The sequence below is a fragment of the Parazoarcus communis SWub3 = DSM 12120 genome, from assembly GCF_003226565.1.
Taxonomy (GTDB): Bacteria; Pseudomonadota; Gammaproteobacteria; order Burkholderiales; family Rhodocyclaceae; genus Parazoarcus; species Parazoarcus communis.
In genome coordinates, this window is the sequence record NZ_QKOE01000004.1 from 281300 (window position 1) to 301922 (window position 20623).

The 20623-nt window shown below is 60.1% G+C and carries 23 protein-coding genes; 17 read left to right on the top strand and 6 right to left on the bottom strand.

What is annotated here, in order from left to right; translation table 11 throughout:
- Window positions 1-201: 201 nt before the first annotated feature.
- The 10 genes from DNK49_RS08375 to DNK49_RS08420 all read left to right on the top strand — a co-directional run bounded on the left by DNK49_RS08375 (window position 202) and on the right by DNK49_RS08420 (window position 8954).
- Window positions 202-2685: a heavy metal translocating P-type ATPase gene (locus DNK49_RS08375; protein WP_110523875.1), complete on the top strand. Its 2484-nt coding sequence runs from the start codon at window positions 202-204 to the stop codon at window positions 2683-2685.
- Entirely contained in the window at window positions 2686-2895 is a 210-nt protein-coding gene (ccoS, locus tag DNK49_RS08380) for a cbb3-type cytochrome oxidase assembly protein CcoS (protein ID WP_110523876.1), read from the top strand.
- A 386-nt stretch (window positions 2896-3281) separates the two neighbouring features.
- A complete protein-coding gene (ccoN, locus tag DNK49_RS08385; RefSeq protein WP_110523877.1) occupies window positions 3282-4712 on the top strand; it encodes a cytochrome-c oxidase, cbb3-type subunit I in 1431 nt (476 codons plus the stop codon).
- Window positions 4713-4727: 15 nt separating this feature from the next.
- Window positions 4728-5363, top strand: coding sequence for a cytochrome-c oxidase, cbb3-type subunit II (ccoO, locus tag DNK49_RS08390; protein WP_110523878.1), 636 nt, complete (start codon window positions 4728-4730; stop codon window positions 5361-5363).
- 16 nt (window positions 5364-5379) lie between these two features.
- Window positions 5380-5565: a cbb3-type cytochrome oxidase subunit 3 gene (locus tag DNK49_RS08395; protein WP_110523879.1), complete on the top strand. Its 186-nt coding sequence runs from the start codon at window positions 5380-5382 to the stop codon at window positions 5563-5565.
- Entirely contained in the window at window positions 5558-6454 is an 897-nt protein-coding gene (gene ccoP, locus DNK49_RS08400) for a cytochrome-c oxidase, cbb3-type subunit III (protein WP_110523880.1), read from the top strand. Before DNK49_RS08395 ends, ccoP begins: the two co-directional genes overlap by 8 nt.
- A 75-nt stretch (window positions 6455-6529) precedes the next feature.
- Complete coding sequence (gene ccoG, locus DNK49_RS08405) at window positions 6530-7954, top strand: cytochrome c oxidase accessory protein CcoG (protein WP_110523881.1); 1425 nt, start codon at window positions 6530-6532, stop codon at window positions 7952-7954.
- A gap of 24 nt (window positions 7955-7978) precedes the next feature.
- On the top strand, window positions 7979-8479 hold the full coding sequence (locus DNK49_RS08410) for a FixH family protein (protein ID WP_207806921.1): 501 nt from the start codon (window positions 7979-7981) through the stop codon (window positions 8477-8479).
- 24 nt (window positions 8480-8503) lie between these two features.
- Window positions 8504-8656, top strand: coding sequence for a DUF3149 domain-containing protein (locus DNK49_RS08415; protein WP_110523883.1), 153 nt, complete (start codon window positions 8504-8506; stop codon window positions 8654-8656).
- 55 nt (window positions 8657-8711) lie between these two features.
- Window positions 8712-8954 (top strand): hypothetical protein, encoded by a 243-nt coding sequence (locus DNK49_RS08420; protein WP_110523884.1) that lies wholly within the window; start codon window positions 8712-8714, stop codon window positions 8952-8954.
- A 59-nt stretch (window positions 8955-9013) separates the two neighbouring features.
- On the opposite strand, the gene DNK49_RS08425 is transcribed toward DNK49_RS08420, so the two are convergent.
- The gene (locus DNK49_RS08425) at window positions 9014-9457 is read right to left on the bottom strand and encodes a universal stress protein (protein WP_110523885.1); all 444 of its coding nucleotides are present in this window, start codon (window positions 9455-9457) and stop codon (window positions 9014-9016) included.
- Window positions 9458-9579: 122 nt separating this feature from the next.
- Here DNK49_RS08425 and DNK49_RS08430 point away from each other — a divergent pair, with 122 nt between their 5' ends.
- Together DNK49_RS08430 and DNK49_RS08435 are read left to right on the top strand one after the other, a co-directional pair.
- Window positions 9580-10989: an MBL fold metallo-hydrolase RNA specificity domain-containing protein gene (locus DNK49_RS08430; protein WP_110523886.1), complete on the top strand. Its 1410-nt coding sequence runs from the start codon at window positions 9580-9582 to the stop codon at window positions 10987-10989.
- A gap of 205 nt (window positions 10990-11194) precedes the next feature.
- Complete coding sequence (locus DNK49_RS08435; RefSeq protein ID WP_243632285.1) at window positions 11195-12835, top strand: PHA/PHB synthase family protein; 1641 nt, start codon at window positions 11195-11197, stop codon at window positions 12833-12835.
- 85 nt (window positions 12836-12920) lie between these two features.
- On the opposite strand, the gene DNK49_RS08440 is transcribed toward DNK49_RS08435, so the two are convergent.
- Window positions 12921-13607, bottom strand: a complete 687-nt coding sequence (locus DNK49_RS08440; RefSeq protein WP_110523888.1) for a Crp/Fnr family transcriptional regulator — start codon at window positions 13605-13607, stop codon at window positions 12921-12923.
- A 99-nt stretch (window positions 13608-13706) separates the two neighbouring features.
- Here DNK49_RS08440 and DNK49_RS08445 point away from each other — a divergent pair, with 99 nt between their 5' ends.
- Complete coding sequence (locus DNK49_RS08445) at window positions 13707-14102, top strand: SirB2 family protein (protein WP_110523943.1); 396 nt, start codon at window positions 13707-13709, stop codon at window positions 14100-14102.
- 1 nt (window position 14103) lies between these two features.
- On the opposite strand, the gene fnr is transcribed toward DNK49_RS08445, so the two are convergent.
- Window positions 14104-14844 (bottom strand): fumarate/nitrate reduction transcriptional regulator Fnr, encoded by a 741-nt coding sequence (gene fnr, locus DNK49_RS08450; RefSeq protein WP_110523889.1) that lies wholly within the window; start codon window positions 14842-14844, stop codon window positions 14104-14106.
- 113 nt (window positions 14845-14957) lie between these two features.
- On the opposite strand from fnr, the gene hemN reads away from it, so the two are divergent.
- The 4 genes from hemN (at window position 14958) to ppa (ending at window position 17986) form a co-directional block, all read left to right on the top strand.
- Window positions 14958-16349, top strand: coding sequence for an oxygen-independent coproporphyrinogen III oxidase (gene hemN, locus DNK49_RS08455; protein WP_110523890.1), 1392 nt, complete (start codon window positions 14958-14960; stop codon window positions 16347-16349).
- Window positions 16350-16421: 72 nt separating this feature from the next.
- Window positions 16422-17135, top strand: a complete 714-nt coding sequence (locus DNK49_RS08460; RefSeq protein WP_110523891.1) for a sulfite exporter TauE/SafE family protein — start codon at window positions 16422-16424, stop codon at window positions 17133-17135.
- Between the two features lie 70 nt (window positions 17136-17205).
- Window positions 17206-17415 (top strand): heavy-metal-associated domain-containing protein, encoded by a 210-nt coding sequence (locus DNK49_RS08465; RefSeq protein WP_110523892.1) that lies wholly within the window; start codon window positions 17206-17208, stop codon window positions 17413-17415.
- A 43-nt stretch (window positions 17416-17458) separates the two neighbouring features.
- Window positions 17459-17986 carry an inorganic diphosphatase gene (gene ppa / locus DNK49_RS08470; protein WP_110523893.1) on the top strand — a complete coding sequence of 176 codons (528 nt, stop codon included), beginning with the start codon at window positions 17459-17461 and terminating at the stop codon, window positions 17984-17986.
- A gap of 116 nt (window positions 17987-18102) precedes the next feature.
- On the opposite strand, the gene alkB is transcribed toward ppa, so the two are convergent.
- The 3 genes from alkB to DNK49_RS08485 form a co-directional block, all read right to left on the bottom strand.
- Window positions 18103-18759, bottom strand: a complete 657-nt coding sequence (gene alkB / locus DNK49_RS08475; protein WP_110523894.1) for a DNA oxidative demethylase AlkB — start codon at window positions 18757-18759, stop codon at window positions 18103-18105.
- A gap of 55 nt (window positions 18760-18814) precedes the next feature.
- The gene (locus tag DNK49_RS08480) at window positions 18815-19966 is read right to left on the bottom strand and encodes a GGDEF domain-containing protein (protein WP_207806922.1); all 1152 of its coding nucleotides are present in this window, start codon (window positions 19964-19966) and stop codon (window positions 18815-18817) included.
- A 202-nt stretch (window positions 19967-20168) separates the two neighbouring features.
- A complete protein-coding gene (locus tag DNK49_RS08485; RefSeq protein ID WP_110523896.1) occupies window positions 20169-20438 on the bottom strand; it encodes a hypothetical protein in 270 nt (89 codons plus the stop codon).
- Window positions 20439-20623 lie beyond the last annotated feature (185 nt).

A 20623-nucleotide genomic window follows, 5' to 3' on the forward strand; every position in this document is an offset into this window, starting at 1 on the left:
TTCAAGGTTGATCTACTGCGGCGGTGGGATGAATCGTCCCTGTTCGTCCGCTTTCCCACTCGGCGCGTTGTGGTTGCTCAAGTCCGACAGCCGCTTTGTCTGATCTGGCGCATTGGTCGCTTGGGGCAAATGTGCTAAAAGGGCGCTTCACTTTTGTGCCCTGCGGGAAACCACGCCCGACGGCTGGTGTCTCGCATCTTCATGAATACAGAAACCGTTTCCTACAGCGCGGTCGAGGAAGACCGCGACTGCTATCACTGCGGCTTGCCGATTCCGCCCGAGACCCGTCATTACGTCCGCATCGACGGACGCGATCGGCGCATGTGCTGCATCGGTTGTGAGGCGGTCGCACAGTCCATCGTCGACAATGGCCTGATCGACTATTACCGCCACCGTGATGCCATGCCCGAGACGCGTCGTGAGGCGATGCCGCTCGAGCTGCAGGAACTTGGTCTGTTCGATCATCCCGATTTCCAGAAGAGTTTCGTGCGCCCGGTGGGTGAGCACGAGCGTGAGGCCTCGCTGATCCTCGAAGGCATCACTTGTGCGGCCTGCGTGTGGCTCAACGAGCAGCATGTAGCCCGTCAGGACGGCGTGTCGGCGGTCGAGATCAACTACGCCACCCGACGGGCGCGGGTGCGCTGGGACGAACGCAAGATCAGGCTCTCGGACATCCTGGCTGCAGTGCAGGCAATTGGTTACCGCGCCTATCCTTACGATGCCGAACGGTCAGAGCAGATCGCGCACAAGGAGCGGCGCTCGATGCTGTGGCGGGTGTTCGTCGCAGGCTTTGGCATGATGCAGGTGATGATGTATGCCTTCCCGGTCTATGTTGCCGGCGAGGGCGACATGAGCGCCGAGATGGAACTCTTGATGCGCTGGGCCAGCCTGCTGCTGACCCTGCCGGTGGTGCTGTATTCGGCGGCGCCGTTCTTTCAGCGCGCGGTGCGTGACATCCGCCTGCGCCGGCTGGGCATGGATGTGCCGGTGGCGCTGGGGGTGGGCAGCGCCTTTCTTGCCAGTTTGTGGGCGACCTTGACTCACGGGCCCGAGGTCTATTTCGACTCGGTGACGATGTTCGTGTTCTTCTTGCTGGGCGGGCGCTATCTCGAGATGCTGGCGCGACAGAAAGCGGTTCGCGGCGTCGAGGAGCTCGGCAAGGTCCTGCCTGCCTTTGCTGACCGGCTTCCGGCCTGGCCAGATCAGACCAGCGAGCGCGTGCCAGTGTCGCAACTGTTGCCCGGTGACCGGGTGCGGGTGCGCCCGGGTGAGGTCGTTCCGGCCGACGGTGTGGTGATCGAAGGCCAGGGCGAAACCAATGAATCCTTGCTCACCGGAGAGAGCCGGCCGGTGAGCAAGCGGATTGGCGATGTGCTGACCGGCGGCAGCATCAATATTTCCAGCCCCCTGATATTGCGGGTCGATCAGGTGGGCGATTCCACCCGCCTTGCCGCCATCCGTCGCCTGATGGACCGGGCCGCGACCGAAAAGCCCCGCATCGCGGCGCAGTCGGATCGCGTTGCGGTGATCTTCATCGTGACCCTGCTGGTGCTGGCGACGGCGACGGGTTTGGCGTGGTACTTCATTGATCCGCAGCGCGCGCTATGGGTGTTCGTTTCCGTGCTCGTGGTTGCCTGCCCGTGCGCCTTGTCGCTGGCCACGCCCACTGCCTTGACGGTGGCAACCGATGCGCTGGCGCGCATGGGGGTGCTGGTAACCCGTGGTCATGCAATCGAAACCTTGTCCAATGCCAACCATTTTGTTTTCGACAAGACCGGTACGCTGACCTATGGGCGAATGACACTGGAAGAAGTCGTGCCACTGGCGGGCTACGACGAGACGCGTGTGCGCGCGTTGGGCGCTGCGCTGGAGCAGGGCTCGGAGCATCCGGTTGCCGCAGGCCTGAGAGGGGCCGCAGGCGATGCCGTCCTGCCGCCAGTTGGTGACCTTGCCGCGGTGACCGGGCAGGGGGTTTCCGGTTGTGTCGAGGGTCAGCAGATGTGGATTGGTCGTCCCGACTTCGTTGCAGAAGCCATCGGTCGGGACTGTCCTGCCGAACTGGCGTCGCTTGAGGTGCGAGGGGGGACGGTTGTTGCGCTTGGCGCCCGCGAGGGATGGATTGGGCTGTTCCGCCTTGCCGATGTGCCGCGCGCCGAAGCTGCAGTGCTGACTGCGAGACTGAGTGCGAGTGCCATCCCGATGTCGGTGCTGTCCGGCGATGCGCCACAGGTCGTCGGGCGTGTCGCGGGTCAGCTGGGGATTGTCGATGCGCATGGCGGCATGACGCCGCAGGGCAAGCAGGCCTACATTGCCGGTTTGCAAGGCCGGCCGGGTGCGGTGGTGGCCATGGTGGGTGACGGTGTCAATGATGCGCCGGTTCTGGCGCAGGCGCATGTGTCGGTCGCAATGGGCGGCGGTACGGACCTGGCGCGAAATCAGGCCGACATCGTGCTGTTGAGCGAAAATCTTGCCGGGTTGGGGCAGGCGGTGGATCTGGCGCGCCGTACGGTGCGCATCATTCGTCAGAACCTGTGGTGGTCGTTTGCCTACAACTTTACCTCCGTGCCGCTGGCAATGCTCGGCCTGGTGACGCCGTGGATGGCCGGCATCGGCATGGCCGGAAGTTCCTTGCTCGTCGTACTCAATGCAATGCGGCTGCAGCGCGTGCCGCGAGAAGGCAAGTAAATGGAAAGCCTGTACCTGTTGATCCCTTTGTCGGTCGTGCTGGTATTCATCATCGGCGTGCTGTTCTGGTGGTCCTTGCGCAACGGTCAGTATGACGACATGGAGGGGCCCGCCTATCGCCTGCTGCTCGACGACAAGGAAGAGTTGCCCCCATCCGAGCCCGAGAAGACGACTGCCCGCCCGGTCGATGACGGCAAAGGAGCGTCCTGAGCGACAACTGCATGCTTGTTTGATCTAGGTCAAGTCGATGACTGCTGACAATAGACATACTTCGCACATGGTTTTTGAGGTTGCTGCACAAGGGATTGTGCAGCAGGCTGCAAGGAATTTTTGTCTCTCTGTTGGGGTTGGGGGTGCGTTCGATACGCACCCTTTTTTTTCGTCCTGCACCGTGGCGGTGCCGCAGGATGGCTCAATGACCGGAAATGCCCTGTTCCAGTGCCGGCGAGCTTTCCCCGGGTCTTGCGGTGCAATACAATGTTGATCTGTGTCAAATTGTGGATCCGGTCAGCAGGTATCCTTGCCGCGCAAGATGGCTGGGATGTTTCCCTCGCGATCGGCTGTACCCAGGGGTTTTTAACTAAGAGGTGACTCACATGCAATCGCAAGCGACTTATAACTATAAAGTCGTGCGCCAGTTCGCCATCATGACGGTGGTGTGGGGCATCGTGGGCATGCTGGTCGGCGTCATCGCCGCAGCACAGCTCGTGTGGCCCGAACTGAACGTTCACGAATTCCTGCACTTCGGCAGGCTGCGTCCGCTTCACACCAATGCGGTGATCTTCGCATTTGGTGGTTGCGCACTGTTCGCCACGTCGTACTACATTGTGCAGCGTACCTGTCATACGACACTGTTCGCGCCCGCGCTTGCAGGCTTCACCTTCTGGGGCTGGCAGCTCGTGATCGTGCTGGCTGCCATCACCCTGCCGCTGGGTTATACCTCCGGCAAGGAATACGCCGAACTCGAATGGCCGATCGACATCCTGATCGCCGTGGTGTGGGTGTCCTACGCCATCGTGTTCTTCGGCACCATCGCCAAGCGCAAGATCAGCCATATCTACGTGGCCAACTGGTTTCTGGGTGCCTTCATCCTGACCGTTGCCTTGCTGCACATCGTCAACAGTGCTGCAATTCCGGTCTCCTTCTCCGGCATGAAGTCCTACTCCGCCTACGCCGGCGTTCAGGATGCAATGATCCAGTGGTGGTATGGCCACAACGCGGTGGGCTTCTTCCTGACCGCAGGCTTCCTGGGCATGATGTACTACTTCGTGCCGAAGCAGGCCGATCGCCCGGTCTACTCCTATCGTCTGTCGGTGGTCCACTTCTGGGCGCTGATCTTCACCTACATGTGGGCGGGTCCGCACCATCTGCACTACACCGCGCTGCCTGACTGGACCCAGTCCGTTGGCATGGTGTTCTCGCTGATCCTGCTTGCTCCGTCCTGGGGTGGCATGATCAACGGTGTGATGACCCTGTCGGGCGCCTGGCACAAGCTGCGTACCGACCCGATCCTCAAGTTCCTGATCACCTCGCTGTCCTTCTACGGCATGTCCACCTTCGAAGGCCCGATGATGTCGGTCAAGACGGTGAATGCACTGTCGCACTACACCGACTGGACGGTGGGCCACGTGCACTCCGGCGCGCTGGGCTGGGTGGCAATGATCTCCATCGGTTCGGTGTACTTCCTGCTGCCGCGCCTCTATGGCAAGAGCGAGATGTACAGCGTCAAGCTCATCAACACCCACTTCTGGGTGGCCACCATCGGTATCGTGCTGTACATCGCCTCGATGTGGGTGGCCGGTGTGATGCAGGGTCTGATGTGGCGCGCAACCAACCCGGACGGCACGCTGACCTACTCCTTCGTCGAGAGCGTCAAGGCAAGCTACCCGTTCTGGACCATCCGCTTCGTCGGTGGTGCGCTCTTCCTCGCTGGCATGTTCATCATGTTCTACAACATGGTGAAGACCATTGCCGGAGAAAAGGCCTACAACGCGCCGGTGGTCGCTCCTGCGGCTGCTCACGCCTAAGCGGAGAACAACAACATGGCTCAATCCAAACACGAAAAGATCGAAAAGAACGTATTCCTGATGATCGTCCTCACGCTGCTGACAGTCAGCGTGGGCGGTCTGGTGGAAATCGTTCCGCTCTTCTTCCAGCAAACCACGACTTCGCCGGTGGATTACAAGGGTAACCAGCTCAACGTGAAGCCCTACGATCCGGTTCGCCTGGTCGGCCGCGACATCTATGTGCGTGAAGGCTGCTACAACTGCCATTCGCAGATGATCCGTCCCTTCCGCGCAGAGACCGAGCGTTATGGTCACTACTCGGTGGCGGGTGAGTACATCTACGATCACCCGTTCCAGTGGGGCTCCAAGCGTACGGGTCCGGATCTGGCCCGCGTGGGCGGCCGCTATTCCGACGAATGGCAGCGTGTGCACCTGATCAACCCGCGTGACGTGGTGCCGGAGTCGAACATGCCGGCCTTCCCCTGGCTGGATCGCCCGGCCAAGGTGAGTGACATCCAGGACAAGATGCGTGCGCTCAACAAGGTTGGTCTGCACAAGTACAGCGACGAAGAGATCGCCGCCGCGCCTGCTGCAGTCGAGGGCATCACCGAACTGGACGCTGTCGTCGCCTACCTGCAGGGCATGGGTACCGCGCTGCAGAACGTACGGTAAGCACCGGAGACGCGCCGTGGATATCAACACCCTCAGAATCGTCGTGACCGTGCTGGGCTTCGTCTGCTTCCTGGGCATCTGTGCCTGGGCTTACAGCCGGCATGCCCAGGCAGGGTTCGACGAGGCGGCGCGTCTGCCCCTGAGCGATGACGATCTGCCGGCCTCTGGCCGGCTGGAAAAGGAAGGAAAAACAAATGGCTGACTTTATCAGCGGTTTCTGGAACATGTATGTGATGGTCCTTGTGGCCCTCTCCATCGCGTTCTGTGTTTTCGTGCTGGTCTCCAACATGACCAAGCGCGAGCCGGGCGAGGCCAAACTGCACGGTCACGTGTGGGATGAGACGCTTGCGGAGTACAACAACCCGTTGCCGCGCTGGTGGTTGTACCTGTTCTGGATCACCATCTTCTTCGCGATTGCGTATCTGGCGATCTATCCGGGTTTTGGTCGTGTCAATGCCGAGCGTGGCCAGCACACCCAGTACTATGCCGAAATGAAGGCGGCTGACGAGAAGTACGGCCCCATCTTCGCAAAGTACGAGAACATGGACCTGATGGCGGTGGCGGCTGACCCCGAAGCCAACGCAATGGGGCAACGCATGTTCCTGACCTACTGCGCGCAGTGTCACGGTTCGGCGGCGACGGGTGCCAAGGGCTTCCCCAACCTCACCGATAACGAGTGGAGTTGGGGTGGTGAGCCTGAGACCATCAAGACCACCATCCTGGGTGGCCGGATGGGTGTCATGCCCCCGTTTGGCCCGGCGCTCGGCGCTGAAGGCACCAAGGACGTTGCCAACTACGTGCGTTCCTTGTCCGGTCTGGCTCACGACTCCCTGCGCGCACAGCGTGGCAAGGAAGCCTTCGACCAGAACTGCGTGGCTTGCCACGGTGCTGACGGCAAGGGTAACCAGATGCTCGGTGCGGTGGACCTGACCAACAACGCCTGGTTGTACGGTTCGTCCGAAGCCACCATCATCGAGACCATCACCAACGGGCGGCAGAATCAGATGCCGGCCTTCAAGGATTTCCTCGGCGAAGCCAAGGTTCATATCCTTGCAGCCTATGTGCTGAGTCTGAACAAAGACAAGAAGTAAGTCGTGTGCTCCGGGGGCTTCTGCCCCCGGAGTTGTTTCGGTTCATAAAAATAAGAATCCACTAATAAAACGATCATGAACAGCACAGCCCCGAATCCTTCCCCGAAAGCTCCCCCGCCGCCCGAGGGCGACACCCTGTACGCGGTACGCCAGAAGGTTTACGTCCGCGCGGTGACTGGCCTGTTTGCCAACTGGCGATGGGCCTTGGTCTGGTTCACCCAGATCGTGTTTTACGGCCTGCCCTGGTTGCAGTGGAACGATCGACAGGCGGTGCTGTTTCACCTGACAGAACGCAAGTTCTATATCTTTGGCTGGGTATTCTGGCCGCAGGATGTGTTCTTCCTGGCCATCCTGCTCATCATCTCCGCGTATGCGTTGTTCTTCTTCACCGCGATTGCCGGTCGTCTGTGGTGTGGGTACGCCTGTCCGCAGACGGTATATACCGAGATCTTCATGTGGATCGAAGAGAAGATCGAAGGTGACCGCAACAAGCGCATGAAGCTGGACAAGGCGCCGATGTCCCCACGCAAGCTGGGCATCAAGGCGGCCAAATATGGCGCCTGGGGTGCCGTGGCACTATGGACCGGCTTCACTTTTGTGGGCTATTTCTCGCCGATGAGCGAGTTGCTGGCTTCCGTGGCCACACTCGGTTTCGGTCCATGGGAAATGTTCTGGATCCTGTTCTACGGCGCATTCACCTATCTGTTTGCAGGTGTGATGCGGGAGCAGGTGTGCAAGTACATGTGCCCCTACGCACGCTTCCAGGCGGTCATGTTCGACCCCGATACGCTGGTCATCACCTATGACGAAGGGCGGGGCGAACCACGAGGCGCACGCAGGAAGGGGGTGGATTCGGCGACTGCCGGCAAGGGCGACTGCGTCGATTGTGGCATCTGCGTCCAGGTCTGCCCCACTGGCATCGACATCCGCAACGGGCTGCAGTACGAGTGCATTGGCTGTGCAGCCTGTATCGACGCCTGCGACCAGGTCATGGACAAGGTTGGCTATCCGAGAGGTCTGATCCGCTACTCCACCGAGAATGCGATCAAGCGCGGATGGGGTACCAAGGAAATCATCGGCCACGTGTTCCGGCCGCGAACCCTGGTATATGGCACGGTATTGATTGCGATCTGCGTGGCCTTTGTGTGGGGTCTGGCGACTCGTGATCCGCTGCGGGTGGACATCATTCGCGATCGGGCCTCGCTGGGGCGTGAAGTTGCTGGGGGCATGATCGAGAACGTCTACCGCCTGCAGGTCATGAACATGACCGAGGTGCCACGTAACTTCGTATTCGATGTCAAGGGCATCAACGGGATCCAGATCGCGGGTGATCACCGGGTTGCGGTCGAGGCAGCAGCGACCCAGGCGGTTACCTTGCAGGTGCTTGTTCCGTATGATGCGGGTAAGCCGGGGGCAAACGAGATTGTGTTCGAGATTCATCCGGAGGATGATCCGTCCCTGAAGCTGTTTGAGAAAACGACTTTCCTCTTTCCACGCTGAGATACGAGAACGATGAGTGTAGCGATGTCCGACAAGAAGCCCGAACCCTGGTACAAGCAGGGCTGGCCCTGGTTCCTGATCTTTTTTCCGGCGACTGCCGTTGTGGCGGGTTTCATCACGCTGGCGATTGCGATCAACACCTGGGACGGGCTGGTTGTCGATGACTATTACAAGGAAGGGCGGGCCATCGTGCAGACCTTGGGTCGTGCCGAGCGTGCCCGGGAACTGGGCTTGACCGCCCAGTTCAAGGTTACTGCCGAGTCGATCCGGATCGATCTGTCGGCACTTGATCCCGCCAATGTTCCGCGTATGATCCATCTGACCATTGCTCACCCCACCCGGGGTGGTTCTGACCAGTTGCTCGACCTGACTGGCGAAGGCGGTGTGTTCGAGGCAAAGATCGAATCGCTCAGCACTGGTCGCTGGTTGTTTCAGATAGAAGACGAGTCCCGCAGCTGGAGAATGAACGGGGCCACTTATCTCCCGACAGAGACGGAATTCAGGATTGATTCATCTGGTTCTTAACCCGTCGTAAAAGGAGGTTTCATCATGGCCTGGGTTGAATTGTTCAGCACCGACATTGGTCTGCTCAGCCTGTTCACGATTGGCTTCGTCGTTGTCATGGGCGGTTATCTGTATCGCTTTGCCAAGCGCCATATTGCGGAGGACGAGCAGAAAGCGCGCGCTGCCGGGCAACGCTGAACGTTCGGTGTCGTTTCAAATCGCATCCGGTCGGAACGGTAAGGAGGATTCATCCATGCAGAAGCTGATTCAAGTGCTGTGGCCATCGTTTCTGGTGGCTGCCGTAGTGGAGGCGGTCTTCTTTACCGTGATTGACCCGCAGGCGCTTTACCTGCTGGGTGAGCCAGTTCATTACGATCCGTTGACGACTTATTCAATCGGATTCCTGGCGTTCTGGCTGATCTGCGCTGCGTCGAGTCTGACAACGCTCTACTTTCAGCGCACTGCTGACGAGATCAACCATCCGGAAGCACATTGAGCGCTCAAAACAGAACGGCCCGCATTGCGGGCCGTTCTGTTTTGAGGCAGCCGGGCTTTTCAGCGATAAACCAGCACCGGCGTCTTGCTGTGGGTCAGCACCTTCTGGGTCTCGCTGCCAAGCAGCAAGCCAGCGATGCCGCGCCGGCCATGTGAGGACATGAAGATCAGGTCGCAGCCGTGCCGGTCAGCTGCATCGATGATGGCCTCGTAGGGCACCTCGTTGACCAGGGTGTCAGTGCCGGCCATCACGCCGGCCGCGTCGGCCGCGGCCTTGGCGCGTTCGAGGATGCGCTGCGCTTCGGCCTCCGCCGAGCGAGCGAACTGTTCTGGCGTCGTAGGGTCGATCAAGGCGCCTTCGCCATAGATCGGCATCGGGAAGTCGGGTTGCGCGTAGAAGAAGGTGATACGGGAACCCGCCTCCTTGGCAAAAGACACTGCACGGGCGACGGTGCTTTCGGACAGCGGCGATCCGTCGGTTGGTACGAGAATGTGTTTGAACATGTGAGTACTCCTTGGCTCGCAATCGGTGACTGATTATAGCCACGGTCGTGTCTGTTTCAGGGTTGACGAGGGTCAACCCTGAAACAGACCAGATGATCGATCCTTGAACCGGAGGTGGAAACATGGACATCACGTTCCACGGCGCAGCGGGTGAGGTCACCGGATCATGTGCAGTCGTACGCCATGGCGGTGGGGCTTTCATGGTGGACTGTGGCATGTTCCAGGGTGGGCGCGAGGCACCACTCAAGAATCTGCGCGCATTGGATTTTGACCTTGATCAACTCGATTGCGTGCTGCTGACGCATGCGCATCTCGATCATTCTGGCCTGCTGCCGAGGTTGGTTGCGCTGGGCTATCGAGGCCCCATCTATGCGACGGCGGCCACCGTCGATCTGCTAGGCGTGATGTTGCTGGATTCCGCGCATATCCAGGAAAAGGAAAGCGAGTGGGTCAATCGCCGCAACCGCTCACGCAATGTTCGCCGGGGATGGGAGGCCGCTCCCCTTTACACGGTGGAGCAGGCACGCAGGAGCTTGCAGCACTTGAAGCCAGTGACCTACGACGCGGCGGTGCAGGTTGCGCCAGGGGTGCTGTGCCGTTTCCACGATGCCGGGCACATCCTGGGGTCAGCCATCCTCGAACTTGAAGTTGCATGTGCGGGCGGGGTGCGGCGCATGCTGTTTACCGGCGATCTCGGACAGCCGCGGCGCCCGGTGCTGCGCGACCATTGGTTGGCGCATCGCGCGGACTATCTGTGCATTGAAAGCACCTACGGCAATCGGGCCCATCGTGCGATGGATGATACCGAAGACGAACTTGTGCACGTGTTGCAGGACACGCTCATGCGCAAGGGCGGTAATGTGATCATTCCCGCATTTGCCGTGGGGCGGACGCAGGAGATGCTGTTCGTACTGGCAAAGCTGGTGCGCAGCGGGCGGATTGCAAGTCTGAATGTCGTGGTCGATTCGCCGATGGCCAGCGCCGTCACTGACCTGACACTTCAGCATGCGGACCTGTGGGATGATGAAACGCGGGAGCTCCTCGATTGGACCCGAAGCCATGCAGACCGTTTTCATGTGCGTTTCGTCGCCGACGTCGAGGAGTCCATGGCATTGAACCACCAGCCCGGTGGTCTGGTCATCATCTCTGCAAGTGGCATGTGTGATGCTGGCCGCATCAAGTACCATCTGCGTTACAACCTGGGCCGGCGCGAGTGTTCGATTGTCATCGCCGGCTTCCAGGCGGCCGGGACCTTGGGGCGCAGGTTGGTGGACAAGGCACGGGCAGTGACGGTGTTCGGCGAGCGTATCGCGGTACGGGCAGACATATATACCATTGGTGGTCTGTCGGCGCATGCCGACCAGCCCGCCCTGCTTGAATGGATGCGGCATATTGAAACACCGCCACGGCAGACTTTCCTGGTGCATGGCGAAATCGAGGCACGGCAGGCCTTCGCCGCTGAGATCACCCGGCAGCTCGGGTGGCCACAGCCGGTCATGCCGGTTGCCGGTGGGTGCCATCGCTTGACATGAACGACACGGGATACACCCTATCCCCAGGATCAAGGAGCAGCGCATGACGACGAAGACAGGTGAATCTAACCCGAGGCGACGCAAGGCAAGTGCGGGGCCCCGAAGTGGCAGTCGGCGCAGCGAGGCCCCGGAGCCTGGTCAGCTGGTGCGTCGTGCCTTGCGTGACCTGCATGACGGCGTTGAGGGCTCGCTGGATCCGCTCGGCATGAGCGCGCCGATCGTCCATGCGCAGCTTGCATGGCTTGCGCATCCGCAGGAGCTGGCCGAGCGCTTTGCCCGGTTGTCCAGCGACCTATGGACTTTGCAGATGCATTCGGTCAACCGGCTGTTCGGTTTGCAGAGTGCAGACCCGGTCACCCCCAATCCGGATGATGCCCGTTTCGCCGACCCGATATGGACTGAAGGCCCCACCTGGGATCTGACCAAGGAGTGGTACCTTGCCCTGACCCATCATACTCAGGACATGCTGTACGACACCCCCGGGTTGTCCGGCAAGGAGCGGCGACGGGCCGCCTTCTGGTGGCGGAAATGGCTCAATGCCATGGCCCCGACCAACTTCCTGCTGACCAATCCGGTGGCCATGCGCAAGGCGATCGAGACTCGTGGTGACAGCTTGGTGCGAGGTTTTCGCAACTTGCTCGACGACTTGCAGGCAGGGCAGGTACGCATGACGGATCCCAAGGACTTCTCGGTCGGTGAGAATCTCGCGACCACTCCTGGGTCCGTGGTGTTCCGCAACCGCCTGCTCGAGGTCATCCACTACGCGCCCACCCAGGCCAAGGTGCATGCCGAACCCGTCGTCATCGTCACGCCGTGGATCAACAAGTTCTACATCCTGGATCTCGTGCCCAAGAAGAGCATGATCCGCTATCTGCTCGATCAGGGGCTGGATGTCTTCATCACCAGCTGGAAGAATCCCGATGCATCGATGCGGGATTGCGGTTTCGACGACTATCTGACCGAAGGCATACAGGCGATTGTCGATACCGCACGGCAACTGACCGGCGCTGCACGGGTACATGCGGTCGGCTATTGCATCGGCGGCACGGCACTATCCATGTACATGGCCTGGGCCAACCGCCACTTTGCACCCGAAGAGGTGCCGGTTGCCGACTGGACGCTGTTTACCACCCTGGTCGATTTCCACAAGCCGGGCGACATCGAGGTGTTCATCGATGAGAGCAGTATCCGCTACCTGACCGAAAACATGGAGAAAAAGGGGTTTCTCGATGGTAAGGAGATGGCCTCGTCCTTCCGCCTGTTGCGCTCGAACAGCCTGATCTGGCACTACGTCGTGCATGGCTGGCTGTATGGCGAGACGCCACCGCCTTTCGACGTGCTTTACTGGAACATGGATACCACCCGCATGCCCTATGCGATGCATGCCTGGTATCTCAGGGAACTGTATCTGCACAACCGGCTGATTCATGCTGATGCATTGACGGTTGCAGGCGAATCGCTGGATCTCGGGCGCATCACCCAGCCGCTGTACGCGGTTGCGGCGGAAGACGATCACATCGCACCGTGGCAGCAGACTTTCCGCATCAACAACCACGTCATTGGCCCCAAGCGCTATGTGCTGTCCAGCTCTGGTCATATCCTGGGTATCGTCAATCCGGTGGTGACACCGCCCAAGCGCAAGTATTGGGTTGCCGACGTGCTCCATCGTTCGGCCACCTCCGAGCAATGGCGTTCCGAAGCCATCGAAGAGGCCGGAAGCTGGTGGACCGACTGGATGGCCTGGCTCAAACCCAAGGCTGGACCGCTGGTGGATGCGAGGCCTGCGGCAACCGACGCGTTTCCGGAGATCGCACCCGCACCGGGTCGTTATGTGCTGGAGCGTTGAGCACGCTCCGCCATTGAAGCAAAAAGGCGCGAAATGGCGAACTTGATTGCGGTCAAGTTCGCCATTTGCTTCATCTGGCAGGCTTCTAGCCTTGATGGTGGCTCAGGGCGCGTGGGTCGTGCAGGTTGATGCGTTTGCCGTGGACGCTGATCAGCTTGCGCTCCACCAGGTCATGAAAGATGCGGGAAAGTGTCTCCGGGGTCAGGTTAAGCCGCGATGCGATGACCTGCTTGCTGGTTGGCAGCGTGATCTCGCAGGGGGTGTTGTCGTCGCGGTCGGCCAGCTGGATGAGATAGCCGATTACGCGCTGGGTGCTGGAGCTGAGCGAATAGGCTTCCACGTCACGGACCAGGTTGTGCAGGCGAACCGCCATGCCGGCAAGCAGCTTGCGTGCGAAGCCAGGTTCCTTGTCGATCAGTTCTGAAACGATACCCTGCTTGATGTGCAGCAGTGTGCTGTCGCTCAGCGCCTCCGCAAAGACGGGGTAGGGGCGTTCCAGAAACATGACCGCCTCGCCAAAGCTCTGGCCGGGGCCGATGATCTCGACCACCTTTTCATTACCCTGAACGGACGAGAATGCCAGCTTGATCTGGCCTGATTGCACAAAGTAGAAGCCCTGAGGGGCATCACCGCGCTGAAACAGCAGTTCGCCCTTGCGCAGTTGCCGCTCTCTGGTGAAGTGGCTGACCCGGACGAGCTCGTCATCCGATAGCTCTCCAAACAAGGAAATCTGTCGCAGCTGGGTGGAAATGGCGGAGAGTGTCTGGTTCATGGTGAGCTCCGTAGCTTATCGGGCATGTCAAACCGGTCGCAGCGATCCCGCAGTCATCATCGGGACATGGTCGTGAAACAAGAGGGCGTCAACGTGTCGATGTATCCCATACTCAAGCATCTCCATCTCATCTGCGTGGCGCTCAGCCTTGTGGGTTTCATCATCCGGGGCGCTTGGGCCTTGACTGACAGTCCTTTGTTGAAGCACCGTCTGACCCGGGTGCTGCCCCATGTGATTGACACCGTACTGCTGCTTAGCGCGGTGGCGCTGGCGGTGATCATGGCGCAATACCCGCTGCAGGCTGGATGGGTTACTGCCAAGGTGGTCGGCCTGCTGGCCTACATCGGCCTTGGAACCCTCGCGCTCAAGCGCGGCAGGACACGGCGCGTGCGTGCAATCGCCTTCGTTGGCGCATTGCTGGTCTATGGCTGGATTGTATCGGTTGCGCTCAGCAAGCACCCTGCCGGATGGGTGGCGAGTCTGGCTGGTGGCTGATTCAACAAGCGCGCTGCTGGTGCTGGATCAGTTTCTTCAAGCCGGCATTGTCCAGGATGCGGATGTGCTTCTGCTGCACGGTGACCAGGCCTTCATCCTGAAAGCGGGAGAAGGCGCGCGATACCGTCTCCAGCTTGAGCCCCAGATACGAGCCGATTTCCTCACGGGTCATCCGCAAGTGGAATTCTGCCGCAGAGAAGCCGCGTGCGGTAAAGCGCTGGGACATGTTCAGCAGAAAGGCTGCGAGACGTTCTTCGGCGCGCATCGAGCCCAGCAGCATCATGACGCCGTGGTCGCGCACGATCTCGCGACTCATGACCTTGTGAAACTGGTGTTGCAGGCCTTCGACTTCGCGCGACAGCTCCTCGAGCCGGTCGTAGGCAATCACGCAGACTTCGCTGTCTTCAAGGGCGACCGCGTTACAGGAATGCAGCTCGGTGCTGATGCCGTCGAGCCCGAGGATTTCGCCGGTCATCTGGAAGCCGGTGACCTGCTCACGGCCATCTTCAAGCAGGACGTCGGTCTTGAACGAGCCGGTGCGGATGGCGTAGATGGCCTCGAACGGGTCGCCCGCCCGGTAGAGGGGTTGCTGCCGCTTGATCTTGCGTCGAGCGCCCACCAGATCGTCGAGCCGGTGCAGTTCGCTGTCCGACATGCCGAAAGGCAGGCACAGTTCCACCAGATTGCACTGGGCGCAGGCTGCTTTCAGCCCCACCGCGGTAATTGGCACCGTCGCCTTCATCTGCACAGTAAACTAACTCCATTTCGGCGTGGCCTACCCCCGCCGTTGATCCACGTCAACCACATTCGCCCGACTTTGTGCCATCGTACGGCACAAACTCACGCAGCACGACCATGACCAGTCAAAAAGACCTCATCTTCGATCCGCAGTTGATTCGTCGCTTCGACATCAACGGCCCCCGTTACACGTCGTATCCGACCGCAGACCGTTTCGTCGAGGCCTTCGATGCACGTGCCCTGACCGACTGGCTGGGCAAGCGCGCTGTCGGCGGGGTGAGCCGACCGCTGTCATTATACTTCCACATCCCCTTCTGCAACACGATCTGCTATTACTGTGCCTGCAACAAGATCATCACCAAGGATCACGGGCGTTCGGCCAAGTACCTGAATTATCTGGCCAAGGAAATCGCCATGCAGGCTGCCGCGCTGGGCGGAACACGGCAGGTCACCCAGTTGCATCTCGGAGGGGGGACGCCGACCTTCCTGTCCCACGACGAAATGCATCAGCTGATGGAATCCGTCCGCCAGCATTTCAATCTGGTGCCCAATGGCGAGTATTCGATTGAAGTGGACCCGCGCAAGGTGGATTTCGATACGGTCGAAATGCTCTCCGATCTGGGCTTCAACCGCATGAGTGTCGGCGTGCAGGATTTTGCCGAGGACGTGCAGATCGCGACCAATCGCATCCAGAGCGTCGACGAAACCAAGCTTGTCATCGATGCGGCCCGCGCCACCGGCTTCAAATCCATCAGCATGGATCTGATCTACGGTCTGCCCAAGCAGAATGTCATCAGTTTCAACCGTACGCTGGAAAAGGTGCTCGAGCTCTCGCCCGACCGCATCTCGCTGTACAGCTATGCACACCTGCCGGGGCTGTTCAAGCCGCAGCGCCGCATCATCCAGTCCGATCTGCCCACGGCCGACGCCAAGCTGCAGATCCTGCAGCTGGCAATCCGCCGCCTGACTGATGCGGGCTATGTCTATATCGGCATGGACCACTTCGCCAAGCCCGACGACGAATTGACGATTGCCCAGCGGCAGGGTCGTCTGCACCGAAACTTCCAGGGCTACTCCACCCAGGCTGAATGTGACCTGCTGGCTTTCGGTGTTTCAGCGATCGGCAAGATCGGGCCGGTGTATGCGCAGAACGTGAAAACGCTGGACGAATACTACGATGCGCTCGATCGCGACGAACTGCCGGTACTGCGCGGCATCGAGCTCACTGCCGACGACCTGCTGCGGCGCTCGGTGATCCAGGCGCTGATGTGCCATTTCGAACTCTCCATCGAGTCGATCGAGATCGCGCATCTGATCAACTTCCGCGAGTACTTCGCCGATGAACTCGCCGACCTGGCCGAGATGGAAAAGGCAGGCCTGCTGAAGGTCGAGGGTGACTGGATCAGCGTCATGCCGGCCGGACGCATGCTGGTACGCGGTATCGCGATGGTATTCGACCGCTACCTGCGGGCGGATCGTGAACGTGCACGCTATTCGCGCGTGATTTGAGGCAAGTGGAGCGGGGCGGCGTACAATCCGCCTTTCCACTTGTGTTCAGCTGACTGCTGCGTCTCATCTTCCATGCCAGAAACCGGTTATCTTGCCGTCTTCCTGATCGGCCTGCTGGGTGGCACGCACTGCGTGTCGATGTGCGGTGGCATCGTCGGCGCGCTGTCGGTACAGGTCCAGACGCCCGGCAGTCGTGGCCGACAGTGGCCCATTCATCTTGCCTACAATCTCGGGCGGATCACCACCTATGTGGTCATTGGCAGTCTGCTTGGTGCCCTGGGTTCGGTCGGCATGCTGTACGACGGTGTGCTGCCGGTGCAGATCACCCTGTATGTCCTCGCCAACCTGATGCTGATTGCGCTCGGACTTTACCTGACCGGCTTCACCCGGCTGCTGGTTCCGGTCGAGCGTGCCGGCCATATGCTATGGCGTCGTATCCAGCCCGCGACCCGGCGTTTCCTCCCGGCACGGTCGGTCAAGCAGGCCTTGCCGCTCGGTTTGCTGTGGGGTTTTCTGCCTTGTGGCCTGGTGTACTCCATTCTCGCCACCGCGCTGGTGACCGGTTCGGCGACGCGCGGTGCAGGCTTGATGCTGGCCTTCGGGCTGGGAACCTTGCCCAACCTGATGCTGGCTGGCATGTTGTTCAAGCGTTTTCGAGATCTGACGCGCAATGGCAAGGTGCGTTTCGCTTCCGGGCTATTGGTGCTCGGATTCGGCGTGTTCGGTCTGTTCCATGCCCCCAGTCTGGGCGGGCAATTGTGGAGCGGCATCGTATGCACGATCTGATGCTGTCTGGTCGTTCATCTGTGTCGCTGGCAGTGGTCATTGATTTCCATCCATTCAGGAGCTTGTGAAAATGAGTGAAGTCACGCTGAAGGTTGAAGGTATGAGCTGTGGGGGATGTGTGCGCAATGTCACCGGTGTCCTCACTGCACTGCCCGGTGTGGAGTCCGCCGAGGTTTCGCTGGATCAAGCCAGCGCCACGGTGCGCTTTGACCCCGCCACAATCGAGGTTTCAGCACTTCGGCATGCAATCGAAGAGGCAGGTTTCGACTCTCCGGCCTGATTTGCTCTTATAATTCGCCGACTTTTTTCCATGGGAGGGAGATATGGGTCTGGACCTCGTAAAAGCCGGCAAGGACGTGCCGAACGATATCAACGTCATCATCGAGATTCCGGCGCAAGCCGATCCGATCAAGTTCGAAGTTGACAAGGACAGCGGTGCGGTCTTTGTTGACCGCTTCATGGGTACGTCGATGCGTTACCCGATCAACTACGGTTATGTACCCCACACCGTTGCTGGCGACGGCGATCCGGTGGACGTGCTGGTGGTCACCCCTTTCCCGCTGTTCCCCGGCGCGGTCATCCGCTGCCGTCCGGTCGGCGTGCTGAAGATGGAAGACGACGGCGGTGTGGACGCCAAAGTCATCGCGGTGCCCGTGTCCAAGCTGACGCCGTTGTACGACAAGGTCCAGTCTACCGATGACCTGCCCGAACTGCTGATGAAGCAGACCGTGCATTTCTTCGAACACTACAAGGATCTGGAGCCCGGCAAGTGGGTCAAGATCCTCGGCTGGGGCACGGTTGAGGAAGCCAAGCAGGAGATCCTCAACGGCGTCGCCAACGCCGCCAAGTAAGTGCTTTGCAGCCTGATCCGATCAGGCCAGCATCACCGGAAACCCGCGCTCAGGCGGGTTTCTTTTTTCCCTCCAGCCATTCGTCGTGTACTCCGCGCCACTTCTTGGCGCCGTCCTCAGCCCGCCTTGCGAAAGGTCAGGTTGATCCGGCAGCGCTCGGTCGCGGGGTGCCAACCGTCCTTCAAGGCCAGGACGCCATGAAATCGCAGGCGGGCAGGGCCACCCCAGACCACCACATCACCATGACTCAGCCTGAAACGCCGGGTGGGGTCGTTACGCTTGAGCCCGCCAAACAGAAACACGGCTGGCAGGCCAAGCGACACGGAAACGATCGGTGCACGCATGTCACGTTCGTTTCGATCCTGATGCAGGGATAGCCGGCTACCGGCGACGTAGCGATTGATCAGGCAGGCGTCAGGCAGAAAGTCGTGGAATCCTGCCCGTGCTGCACATTCGGTGGCAAATTCGGTGAAAACGGTGGGCAATGAGGGCCAGGGTTTGCCTGTGTCCGGATCCAGTGGGCTGTAGCGGTAGCCATGAGCGTCGCTGACCCAACCGAATCGACCGCAACTGGTCGTCGCAACCGACATCGTGTAGCCGCCTGGCGTGATCATGCTGCGAAAGGGGGCTTGCTGCTCGACAGCGCGGATCTCGGCGAGCAGGGTATCGGCAATCGAGGTTGCCGCACCGCAGAGTGCGAGCGCGCCATCTGCCAAGGCGATGGATTCGCCCGTGTCCCGCCCGGGGTCGTCAAACAAATCGAGATTCAGCATGACCGGATTTTACTCGTGGGTGGCGCTGGCGCCACTGCGCCCTGCGCAGGCGATGTCAGCTTGTCGCCCGATCGGTGATCGTCTCCGGCGCGATCTCCACCCGGTTACGGCCGTTTCGTTTGGCCTGGTACATGGCCTCGTCGGCCCGGTGCAAGGTCAGCTCAGGCGCTTCACCCCGGAGGTGCATGGCGATGCCGACGCTGATGGTCAGTGGTATCTCGCCGCTTCCGGAGCTTACCGTCCGAGACTCAACCAGACCGCGCAGGCGTTCGGCAACGTTCAGTGCGTCGTTCAACGCAGTGCCAGGCAGGAAAATGGCAAACTCTTCGCCGCCAAGCCGGCCGATGACATCACTGTTACGCAGGCAGCCTGCCGCAAGCTCGACAAAGTGGCTCAGTGCGCTGTCACCGCTACGATGGCCCCAGGTATCGTTGATTCTCTTGAAATGGTCGAGATCGATGACCAGTACTGGCAGGGAGGCATGATTGCGCTGACATTGACTCACCGCCTTGTCCAGCAGCACCAGGAAGGAGCGCCGGTTGAAGACATTGGTCAGTGGATCGCGCTCGGCCAGGCGTTTCAGCGCAATGATGATGTGCTCATTGATCAGCATCAGCACGCCAAAGGCGCTCATCACCATCGCCATGATCGCTTCGAGCACCACGAACTGTGAAATGGCCAGGCGCAGGCCAGCGTCGAACACCCCTGTTGGCTCAAGGCCGAACAGCGCGGGGCGGATCAACAGGAATACGCCGTGAACACCGCTGGTGATCCCAAGAAAGTATCGTGCCGGATAGCGATTGGCACCGCCTCTGACAAGTGTTCGGGCCGCAAGCAGGAACAGGATGCCGGACACCAGACTGCCGATGGTGAAGCGGGCGCCGGGGTGCGGGACTGCAAGGGTGAAGTAGATCGCCGTGGCGATGACTACGAGCGCAGCGATGCCCGCCAACAGGCGCGGGTGAGGGGGCTTGCCAATAAAGGTTCGTGACCCAGCCAGATGCAGATAGGCAGTCAGGAAAATCAGCGTCTGGTTGATCAGTACGTTGAGAAGTTCCGGACTATGCGGGCGTGCAAGCAGATTGATGCACAGCAAGAAGCCGCACAGATAGGACCATGACCAGGATGTCAGGCCGGGAATGTTGCGGTTGTAGCGCCGGACCCCGAAAAGCACGGCAGTCACGATGCCCATGAGCATCGTTGCCATGATCAGAAGGGTTGGGCTGTGCACGTCGAGGTCCGGTGGCTGGGAATGGGGTCGCGGTAGATCGATTGTCGCGCTCACACGCGTTGCGGACTGTGAATTTCTGCAGGGCTGCCAGAATTCAGTCCTCCACCCCGGGTGGGGTGGTCAGGGCTCACCGAAAACCTGCGAGATTCTAACCCGGCCAGTCGGCTGCACCACGGATTCAGGCCGCGGCGACTTCTCCAACGCTGCATTTGGCAACGCCAAATGCAGTACGAACCAGCAAGGGGTAGCTGTCACCACTGAAACTACCGAAGTGACCGATGTTGTAGCCGACAACGTGACCGTCCACCCGGCCGATGCGCACTGGCTGACCAATGCGAAAGCCGGCATGAATGGCATGAGTGACTGCTTCTTCGATGCAGGTATGGTCGGCGGGCGAGTTGTCGTCCATGCGGCCGCCTTGCACAAGGACGAGATGTTGGGCGTTCATGATGGCCTCTGCAGAGTCGTAAGGATGCTGCTCTGTCGATTGTTATAACGGCATGTGGGGCTGTGGCTTGATTGTGGTTAACCGCAAAAAGGCAAATCGCAGGGCATTTGTCACGAAACCTTGCGGTATTACGCTTATGCAGAACCGAGTGTATCGTCAGTTTCCGTCAACGTAACGCCGCGCTG

What these genes read in the sequence shown, in the direction of transcription:
- DNK49_RS08375 (WP_110523875.1), top strand. Translation starts at nt 202, where the DNA reads ATGAATACAGAAACCGTTTCCTACAGCGCGGTCGAGGAAGACCGCGAC.
- ccoS (WP_110523876.1), top strand. Translation starts at nt 2,686, where the DNA reads ATGGAAAGCCTGTACCTGTTGATCCCTTTGTCGGTCGTGCTGGTATTC.
- ccoN (WP_110523877.1), top strand. Translation starts at nt 3,282, where the DNA reads ATGCAATCGCAAGCGACTTATAACTATAAAGTCGTGCGCCAGTTCGCC.
- ccoO (WP_110523878.1), top strand. Translation starts at nt 4,728, where the DNA reads ATGGCTCAATCCAAACACGAAAAGATCGAAAAGAACGTATTCCTGATG.
- ccoP (WP_110523880.1), top strand. Translation starts at nt 5,558, where the DNA reads ATGGCTGACTTTATCAGCGGTTTCTGGAACATGTATGTGATGGTCCTT.
- ccoG (WP_110523881.1), top strand. Translation starts at nt 6,530, where the DNA reads ATGAACAGCACAGCCCCGAATCCTTCCCCGAAAGCTCCCCCGCCGCCC.
- DNK49_RS08410 (WP_207806921.1), top strand. Translation starts at nt 7,979, where the DNA reads ATGTCCGACAAGAAGCCCGAACCCTGGTACAAGCAGGGCTGGCCCTGG.
- DNK49_RS08415 (WP_110523883.1), top strand. Translation starts at nt 8,504, where the DNA reads ATGGCCTGGGTTGAATTGTTCAGCACCGACATTGGTCTGCTCAGCCTG.
- DNK49_RS08420 (WP_110523884.1), top strand. Translation starts at nt 8,712, where the DNA reads ATGCAGAAGCTGATTCAAGTGCTGTGGCCATCGTTTCTGGTGGCTGCC.
- DNK49_RS08425 (WP_110523885.1), bottom strand. Translation starts at nt 9,457, where the DNA reads ATGTTCAAACACATTCTCGTACCAACCGACGGATCGCCGCTGTCCGAA.
- DNK49_RS08430 (WP_110523886.1), top strand. Translation starts at nt 9,580, where the DNA reads ATGGACATCACGTTCCACGGCGCAGCGGGTGAGGTCACCGGATCATGT.
- DNK49_RS08435 (WP_243632285.1), top strand. Translation starts at nt 11,195, where the DNA reads ATGAGCGCGCCGATCGTCCATGCGCAGCTTGCATGGCTTGCGCATCCG.
- DNK49_RS08440 (WP_110523888.1), bottom strand. Translation starts at nt 13,607, where the DNA reads ATGAACCAGACACTCTCCGCCATTTCCACCCAGCTGCGACAGATTTCC.
- DNK49_RS08445 (WP_110523943.1), top strand. Translation starts at nt 13,707, where the DNA reads ATGTATCCCATACTCAAGCATCTCCATCTCATCTGCGTGGCGCTCAGC.
- fnr (WP_110523889.1), bottom strand. Translation starts at nt 14,844, where the DNA reads ATGAAGGCGACGGTGCCAATTACCGCGGTGGGGCTGAAAGCAGCCTGC.
- hemN (WP_110523890.1), top strand. Translation starts at nt 14,958, where the DNA reads ATGACCAGTCAAAAAGACCTCATCTTCGATCCGCAGTTGATTCGTCGC.
- DNK49_RS08460 (WP_110523891.1), top strand. Translation starts at nt 16,422, where the DNA reads ATGCCAGAAACCGGTTATCTTGCCGTCTTCCTGATCGGCCTGCTGGGT.
- DNK49_RS08465 (WP_110523892.1), top strand. Translation starts at nt 17,206, where the DNA reads ATGAGTGAAGTCACGCTGAAGGTTGAAGGTATGAGCTGTGGGGGATGT.
- ppa (WP_110523893.1), top strand. Translation starts at nt 17,459, where the DNA reads ATGGGTCTGGACCTCGTAAAAGCCGGCAAGGACGTGCCGAACGATATC.
- alkB (WP_110523894.1), bottom strand. Translation starts at nt 18,759, where the DNA reads ATGCTGAATCTCGATTTGTTTGACGACCCCGGGCGGGACACGGGCGAA.
- DNK49_RS08480 (WP_207806922.1), bottom strand. Translation starts at nt 19,966, where the DNA reads ATGGCAACGATGCTCATGGGCATCGTGACTGCCGTGCTTTTCGGGGTC.
- DNK49_RS08485 (WP_110523896.1), bottom strand. Translation starts at nt 20,438, where the DNA reads ATGAACGCCCAACATCTCGTCCTTGTGCAAGGCGGCCGCATGGACGAC.